Source organism: Actinosynnema sp. NPDC020468, assembly GCF_040642015.1.
Classification (GTDB): Bacteria; Actinomycetota; Actinomycetes; order Mycobacteriales; family Pseudonocardiaceae; genus Actinosynnema.
In genome coordinates, this window is the sequence record NZ_JBFAEO010000040.1 from 74,501 (window position 1) to 82,444 (window position 7,944).

At 74.0% G+C, this 7,944-nt stretch carries 7 protein-coding genes; 4 read left to right on the forward strand and 3 right to left on the reverse strand.

The window, feature by feature from the left end; genetic code table 11:
- The first annotated feature begins 323 nt into the window (after positions 1-323).
- Positions 324-1,571 (forward strand): MFS transporter, encoded by a 1,248-nt coding sequence (locus tag AB0G50_RS25950; RefSeq protein WP_360113120.1) that lies wholly within the window; start codon positions 324-326, stop codon positions 1,569-1,571.
- Positions 1,572-1,619: 48 nt separating this feature from the next.
- On the opposite strand, the gene AB0G50_RS25955 is transcribed toward AB0G50_RS25950, so the two are convergent.
- On the reverse strand, positions 1,620-2,327 hold the full coding sequence (locus AB0G50_RS25955) for a helix-turn-helix domain-containing protein (protein WP_360113121.1): 708 nt from the start codon (positions 2,325-2,327) through the stop codon (positions 1,620-1,622).
- A 273-nt stretch (positions 2,328-2,600) separates the two neighbouring features.
- On the opposite strand from AB0G50_RS25955, the gene AB0G50_RS25960 reads away from it, so the two are divergent.
- Positions 2,601-3,503 (forward strand): hypothetical protein, encoded by a 903-nt coding sequence (locus AB0G50_RS25960; protein ID WP_360113123.1) that lies wholly within the window; start codon positions 2,601-2,603, stop codon positions 3,501-3,503.
- A gap of 67 nt (positions 3,504-3,570) precedes the next feature.
- Here AB0G50_RS25960 and AB0G50_RS25965 read toward each other — a convergent pair whose 3' ends face one another.
- Together AB0G50_RS25965 and AB0G50_RS25970 are read right to left on the reverse strand one after the other, a co-directional pair.
- Positions 3,571-4,320, reverse strand: coding sequence for a metal-dependent hydrolase (locus AB0G50_RS25965; protein WP_360113125.1), 750 nt, complete (start codon positions 4,318-4,320; stop codon positions 3,571-3,573).
- 28 nt (positions 4,321-4,348) lie between these two features.
- Positions 4,349-4,873 (reverse strand): hypothetical protein, encoded by a 525-nt coding sequence (locus AB0G50_RS25970; protein WP_360113127.1) that lies wholly within the window; start codon positions 4,871-4,873, stop codon positions 4,349-4,351.
- A 277-nt stretch (positions 4,874-5,150) separates the two neighbouring features.
- Between AB0G50_RS25970 and AB0G50_RS25975 the strand changes: the two genes are divergently transcribed.
- Positions 5,151-7,382, forward strand: coding sequence for a hypothetical protein (locus AB0G50_RS25975; RefSeq protein ID WP_360113129.1), 2,232 nt, complete (start codon positions 5,151-5,153; stop codon positions 7,380-7,382).
- Between the two features lie 204 nt (positions 7,383-7,586).
- Positions 7,587-7,841 carry a hypothetical protein gene (locus tag AB0G50_RS25980; RefSeq protein ID WP_360113131.1) on the forward strand — a complete coding sequence of 85 codons (255 nt, stop codon included), beginning with the start codon at positions 7,587-7,589 and terminating at the stop codon, positions 7,839-7,841.
- Positions 7,842-7,944 lie beyond the last annotated feature (103 nt).

Consider the following 7,944-nt stretch of genomic DNA (forward strand, 5'->3'; position numbering starts at 1 on the left):
CAAGTACCGCGTGGGCGGGGTCCGGCGCAAACGTCGTCGGAGACCGGACCGGTCCGACCGTCCGCCGTCGACCTTCTCCGCGGTGCGCTTTTCGGCCACGACCCGAATCCGTCGACCGCCGGCCGCACCGCCACGCGAAGAAGTTCGCGATCGTTTCCTCCGCGTACCCGGCGCCGGGCCGAATTGTCCACCCGCGTCGAGAACCCGTCCGGATGCGCACGGCAAGGTGCAAGAGCACCGTGGAAATCGACCCGGTCGTCCCGCATCGTGGGCGGTCCCGCGCGGTCGTGGGATGACCGGGCGGGCGCTGCGATCATGCCCACATGGGACTGGTCGCGGCGTTTCCCGCGTTGGCGGAGCGGGACTACCGGGTCTACTGGATCACCGGCCTGGTTTCCAACACCGGCACCGCCATGCAGGCCGTCGCCCTGGACTGGTACGTCCTGAACCTCACCGGCAGCGGCACCGCCGTCGGCTGGGCGGTCGGTCTCCAGTTCCTCCCCGTGCTGCTGTTCGGCCTCTGGGGCGGCACCGTCGTCGACCGGTTCGACCGGCGCACCGTCCTGCTGGTCTGCCAGTCCCTCTACGCCGCGCAGGCCGTGGCGCTGGCCGTCATGGTCGCCGCCGGGGCGTCCCCGCTGTGGCTGATCTACCTGCTGACGTTCCTGCTCGGCGCGGTCTTCGTGGTGGAGAACCCGGCCCGGCTCTCCTTCGTCTTCGACCTCGTCGGCCGCGACCGCATCCCGAACGCGGCGAGCCTCAACATCGTCTCCCTCACCGCCGCCCGCCTCACCGGCCCGGCCATCGGCGGCCTCCTCATCACCTGGATCGGCGCCGGGTGGGTGTTCGCCGTGAACGCCGCCTCGTTCGCCGTCGTCATCACCGGCCTGGCCACCCTCCGGCGACGCGCGCCCCGAACCCCGACAACCGGTCCCTCCAACCCCCTCGGCGGCCTCGCCTACGTCCGCCGCCGCCCCGCGCTGATCGGCGTCCTGGCGGGTTTCGCGGTGGTGGCGACGTTCGGCGCGACGTTCCCGGTCACCCTGACCCTGTTCGCCGGCACCGAGTTCCACGTCGACGCCCGGGGCCTGGGCCTGATGTCCACCGCCATGGCCGTGGGCACGGTCTCCGGCACCCTCACCGCGGGCCGCGGCACGACCCCCACCGTGCGCGCCGTCCTGCTGGCCGTGGCCGCCTTCGGCGCCCTGGAGGCCGGCACCGCCGCGATGCCCGCCTACCCGGCGTTCCTGGTCATGCTGGTGCTCACCGGTTTCGCCTTCATGTACCTCAACACCCTGGTCAGCTCCTACGTCCAACTCGACGTGACCGAGGCGGTCCGCAGCCGCGTGATGTCGGTGTACACGGTGATCTCCATGGGCGGCACCCCGATCGGCGGCCCCGCGATCGGCTGGCTCGCCGAGCACGCCGGCGTCCGCACCGCCATGGCGACCGGCGGCCTGCTGTCGCTGGCGTTCGCCGCCGGCGCCACCACGTGGTTCCTCCGCCACAGCGGCCTCGCGACGACCCCGTCCCCCGCGCCCGACCTGGCCGACGTGGGAACGCGGCGGTGAACCCCGACGCGGCGCACCGCCCGTCGTCCGCGTCGAGGCGCCGAGCCCTCAGCGCGAGGGCAGCCGCACGCAGTTCCGGTACGGGAACTGGTCGGCGGGCACCCTGACCGGAGTTCGTCCCGCAAAAGTGCGGAAATCCCGGCTGAAGTGCGCCTGGTCGCTGTACCCGCACAGGGTGGCGATGTGCGCGAAGGAGACACCGGCCGGTTCGGACAGCATTTTTCCGGCGCGCTGGAAACGGGCCAATCGGATGACCGTGCGCGGCGTGTGACCGATTTGGCGCACCGCCATCTCGGTCAAGTGCTGGCGGCTCCAGTCGAGTTCTGCGGCGAGATCCCCGACGACTGCTCCGGACGGGTGCTGGAGCCGTGCCGCGGCCAGTACGACCCGCGGCGACGGGACGGGACCGGACCTCATCCGGGTTTCCAGCGCGGTGGTGAGGAACGCGAACCGGGAGGGCCAGTCGGGCAGCGCGCCGAGCCCGCTCTCCAACCAGTGCGCCCACGCGCCCCAGACCTCCTCCAGCGCCAGGCAACGGCCGGTGACCTCGTGCATCGGGATGCCCGTGAGCTGGTAGGCGCCGGTCGGCGTCAGGTCCACCTGGATGCCGTGCTCCCACCCGCCGTGCCCGGTGAGGCACCCGCCCGCCGGCGCCATCTGGAGGATGGACGACGCCGATCGCGGCGGCCCGGTGGCCGACAGAATGCGCAGCGGAACTCCGAAGCCGATGAACAACAACGGCGTGATGTTCGGCACGTGATGCCGGAGAAATGGATCGGCGGAGTATTCCCGGTAGCCGGTGAAGCCGACCACGGCGGCACGCAGAGACGGCGATACGCGATACCGAACCACTTCCGGCATCGCGGTTGGCTCCCGATTTTCCACCACCTGAGTGTGTTGCCCGCACTCCCGACGTGGAATGCGCCGAACGGTCCCACTTCACAGCCGTCATTCGTTCAAGACAGCCGTGCGCCGTGCTCCGTACGGTCGGCGGCCGCGGAACTCCACGCGGTGAGGAAACGGGGAAACATGCTTCGCAGACTCCTTGGCCTGCTGGTGGCCGGGGCCGCCACCCTGACGGTGCTCCCGACGACCCAGGCGACCGCGGCGCCGGTCAGCGCCGTGGCCTACTTGAACACGAGGCAGACCGACGGCGGTTGGACCGGCGCGTCGCCCTTCGACACCGGCGGCGCCGTCGCATCGGTGGCGGTGGCCGCCGACGGCGGGACCCTGCACGTGCTGACCGTCGCGACCGGCTGGGTCTTCTACCGCCAACGCGCGGCCGACGGCTCGTGGACGCCCACCACGGTGATCGACAACGGCAGCTTCGTGACCCAGGTGGCGGCGGCCGTCACCCCCGAGGGCCTCCAGATCACCACGGTGGCCAACGGCAAGGTGTTCCACCGCGTCCGGTCCGCGGCGGGCTCGTGGACCAGCCCGTCGCTGATCGACGGCGGCGGTGGCGTCACGCAGGTGGCGCTGACCGGAATCGGTGGCACGCTGAACGTGACCACGCTGGCCAACGGCAGGGTCTTCCACCGCGTCCGCTGGGCGGGTGGCTCCTGGACCAACCCGGTCCTGGTCGACAACGGCGGCGGCGTCGGCCACATCTCGACCGCGAACCTCGGCTCGACCCTGCACCTGACCACGGTGGGCGGCGGCTACGTCTACCACCGCACCCGCTCCGACAGCGGCGTGTGGTCGGGTCTGACCCTGCTCGACAGCGGCGGTCGCGTGGTGCAGGCCGTCCTGGCCTCGAGCGGCACCGTCGTGCACCTGGCGACGTTGGCCAACGGCAAGGCCTTCCACCGCTACTACGTCGAGTCCGGCGCGTGGACCGGGCCCCAGCTGGTCGACGGCGCGGGCAGCATCCGCCAGATCTCGGCCGCGGCCGACTCGTCCGGCCGGTTCCACCTGACCACCCTGACCTGATCCACCTCGACCACCGGGGCCCGGACCCGTCCGGGCCCCGGTGCCGTGCCACCGCGGGAGCTGGAGGTCAGTAGCGGTCCACGAGGGCCAGGACCGCGGGCCACACCCCCGGCACCAGCAGCACGCCCGCCACGGCGCAGGCGGGCAGGACAAGGAACCGCTCCACGGGACCGCCGGTGCGGAACCGGAGCGGGCGGGGCGGTCGGATCTCGTACCAGGTCTCGCCGCTGATCGGGATCGGCCACAGGAACGGGCACCCGGACCGGGTCAGCGCGTCACCGAGGCAGTGCACCACGCACCCCGCCGCGACCGCCCACCCGATCCACCCGGCGAGCGCGGCCAGTTCCCGGGTCAGGGTCCCGTTCGCCAGCCACACGACCCCGACGAGCCCCGCCACCGCGAGCACCCAGTCACCGAGCGCGTCGGCCGCGAGCAGCACCGCGAGCGCGAGCACCGCGCCGGCCGCCCAGGTGCCCATCGAGCCGGTCGCCCAGTTGATCCACCAGCCGAGCAGGGCGGCGAACGCCACGGTGTGGGTGGCGTGCCGGTGCTTGCCCGACACCGGCTCGTCGCGCGGCCCCTTGGTGATCTGGTAGAGCCCGCGCGACGCGCCGCGGGCGAGGGTCGACAGCACCCCGGTGAGCGGCCCGACGAGCCGGGAGGCGCGGGAGCCCGGGTGGTCCAGGTCCGGGATGAGCGCCGACCCGGCCGTGACGGTGGCGACGACCACCGCCTGCGGTACGGATCGGGCCTCGAGCAACGGGGCGAGCGCGAGTCCCGCGCACCAGCCGGTGCCGGCGTGGGTGGTGCCGAGCATCACGACCTCCTGGGCGGGACGTCCCGGGTCAGGACAGGTGCCGTTCCGCCGTCGCGTCGCGGGAACGCCGGACCCGCTCGCGTTGCCGCACCCCGAGGGGCAGGACGACGACCACCAGCACCGCCGACAGCGCCACCAGCGGAACCGCGCCCCACAGCCCCGACACGCCCCGGTCCAGGTACCCCAGCACCGCGATCAGCAGGCCGAGCAGTCCCAGCGCGGCGAACACCGCCCGCGTCGTCCGCACCGGGTACGGCACGGCGAGCACCGAATCGGCCTGGTCCACCAGCGGTCGGGCCAACGCCGCGTCCTCGACCGCCACGCCACGCCGCAGCGCGCGCGAGACGGCACGACGGCGCCGGAAGTCCAAGCCGCGCAACGCCGTGGAACCCGCGACCCGCCGCAGCGCGAAGGCGAACACGAGCCCGAACCCCGGGCCCGTCACCAGTCCGACCCACACGTCGTGGTGCAACAAGGCCTGGCCCACACCGAACAACCCACCGGCGAGCACTCCGAACACCACAACCCTGCCGTACGCGATCCGCCCCGCCACACCGGCCTCCCCCCAGTCGACTCGGTGTTGATCTACCCCGCCGAGGCCGTGCCGAACCACCCGACCGGCGCGCGCTCGTCGACGAGGTGGTGGGGATCGCCGGTCCGCGCCCGATGGCGTCGCCGCGATCAGTCCACTGTGGACTGAATGAGCAATGCTCGACCTCCTCGCCCCGGTCACCCCGGCCGACGGCGACGAGCCCTGGACACCGCCGCTATGTTCGGCGGTGATCGCCGTCGACAGGGGGACACCGATGCCGCGTCGCACCACAGGACACTTGCTGGTCTTGCAGGAACTGCGCGGCGTTTCGGTCGGCGACACCGCCGCGCTTGCCCGGGCCCGGGAGCAGGTCGGGTCGGCGACCGCCCAGGTCGGCCGCGATCCGCTGCCGGTGCCGCGCGAGCGCCTGGGGACGGCGCTGGCCGAGTTGGGCAGGCAGGAGTTCGCGGCCGGGGAGTTCGACGCGGCGCTCGGGACGCTGGACCGGGCCGAAGAGGTCCTCGGCGGCCGACAGGGCGACGCGCTCACCGGGATGCGGGCGGTGCGCGCGGAGGTCAACGGTGCCCTGCGCCGGCCGCTGTCGACGGTCGCGGACGTGCAGCACGTGCTGGACGGCACGTTCGAGCGCCCGGTCTTCCTGCGCCACCTCGCCCGGTTCACCCGACCGCTCGCGATGATCGGCTACGAGCCGGAGTACATCGCCGTCGCGGACATGATCGCGTTGCAGGTCATGGGCGCGGGCGGGCTGTCCGCCGAGGACGGCGAGGCGGTCACGACGGCCCTGCGGACGAGCGCGTGGGTGGCGGAGGGGCTCGGCGACCTCGACGCGCTGCGGACGGCGACCGGCTACCTGGAGCAGGTCGGCGGCGGAGACGCCTCCGAACTCCTCGCCCACGACAAGCGGACGAACGCGCCCGTCGGACCGCAGATGAGCCGGGTCCTCGCCGACCGGGCCGACCTGCTCGCCGCGGTCCGGGGCGACGTCGACGGCGCCGAGTGGTTCGTGCCGGTGCGCAAGGTCGGCGACCGGCTCGACCGCGTGGTGGCGGCCCTGGTCGAACGGCAGCGGGAGGCCGACGACGCCGCCGCGATCGTCCTCGGGCTGGAGGTGCACGCGCTGCGCTGCGTCGCCGGCGACCCGAAGGCCGACTGGGTCGAGGCGCTGGTCCGGTTGGGCCGTGCCTACGCGGACGCGGGCGAGGCGGCCCAGCTCGAGGACGTCGTGACCTGGCTGCGGGGACTGGTCGACCGGGCGCCCGGCGCGGCACGGCTGCGGTCCGACGTCTTCGCGCTCGTGAGCAGGCTGGAATCCCTGCCGGCACCGGAGGAACCGACGACACCGGGGAAACCCTTGGCACCGAGGGACTTCGAGGCCCGGGTGCTGGCGTCGATCGAGCCCGCGCAGGAGGCCGTCGCCGCCGGCCGGGCGCGGGACGCGGTCGGCCACTACCGGCGCGCGGCCGCACTGCTGCGCGACGGGGTGGAACGCGATCCGAGCGCCCGCAACCTCGGCCAGTGCGGGTCGACGCACTACGCGCTCGGGGAGGTCGAACTCGCCCTGGGCGAGCACGACGCCGCCGTGCGGACGCTGGACGTCGCGGAGGAGGCGTACCTGCGGGTCGCCGGCGCGGGCGCGCTCGTCGCCGACGTGCGGACGCGCCGGGCCCGCGTCCTCGCGCACGCCGGGCGAGGCCTCGGCGCGGTCCACGACGCGCAACGGGCGCTGGACCACTACCTCGACCGGCCCGAGGACCCGATGGGCGTGCTGCGGACGTTGGCGTTCACCGCGTTCGTCTCGATGCTGGTCGGCGCCGACGGCGACGTCGCCGCGCGGGCCGGTGACCTGGTCCTGGTGGCGCTGGCGACGCGCGGCGGTCCGCGCGACCCGCTGGAGCGGCAGATCACGCAGTTCGCCGCGCACGTCGCGTGCGTCGAGCACCGCGAACTCGGCGAGGAGGCCGAGGCCCGCACCGCGGCGGGCGTGCTGGCGGGACTGGGCCGCCCGGAGCCCGCGACACCGGCGTCACGGCCCGGGTTCCCGCCGCTGGCGCGGGTGCTGGCGGACGACCCGGAGCTGCTCGCGGCGGTGCGGCCGAAGGTCGTGGCGATTCCGGCGTTCGTGCCGGCGCGGGTCGTCGGCGAGCGGGCCGACGAGGTGTGCCGGGCCCTGCTGGACCGCGCCCGCTCCGCTCCCCCGGCGGAGGCCGGGGCGCTGGCGCTGGAGGTGCACGCGCTGCGGTCGGTCGCGAACGTGTCGACGCCGGACTGGGTCGAGGCGGTCGCGCTGCTGGAGCGGGCCTACCGGGAGGCGGGACTCGCGTCGTTCGCCGCCGACGCCGCGGAGTGGTTGCGGCGCCTGGATTCGGACGGCGCGCCGAAGCCGTACGACCCGGCACCCGACCCGGACGAGGAGACCGCGGACCGCGCCGACGGCGAACGGCAGGAGCCCGCGACGCCGGTCGGACCACGGCGGAAGTCGTTCCTGGGGCGGTTGTTCGGCCGGCGGTGACCCTTCGCTCGCGCCGACGTCGGCTCGTGACGGCTCCTCAGACCCACAAACCCCGGTGGGACCGCACCCGCCGAACCGGTGATGGTCACCTCGTGGAAGGAGTTCCACCCGGTAGTGGCACGGCGTTCACAGTTGCGAGCGCGGGGACCTCCGCCCGGGTAACAGTGATCGGGCAACGTCCACCGCAGCACGAGGAGGCCCCACATGGCGACCTACCGCACCGAGATCCACACCGGCGGCGGCGGCTGGCAGGCCGACCAGGACCTGACCGTCCAGATCTCCGCCCGCAGCCAGGTGGTCCCCGGATCCGGCGCGCCGTCGACCGGCACCACCGTCACCTGGAGCGGCGACCAGGGCAGCGCCGCGATCACCTTCTTCGACGGCGGCTCCCGCTTCACCGGCACCGCCCGCTTCCCCGGTGAAGGTCCCGTGGAGTACCGCGGCACCCGCAAGGCCTGACAGGTGACCGGGGCGTGCGGGGGGGGGGGGGCCGCGGGGCGGGCCCGCCCCCCGCCGCCCCCGCAGCCCCGGGGCCACGGGCCGAGGGGGGGGGTGGGAGAGG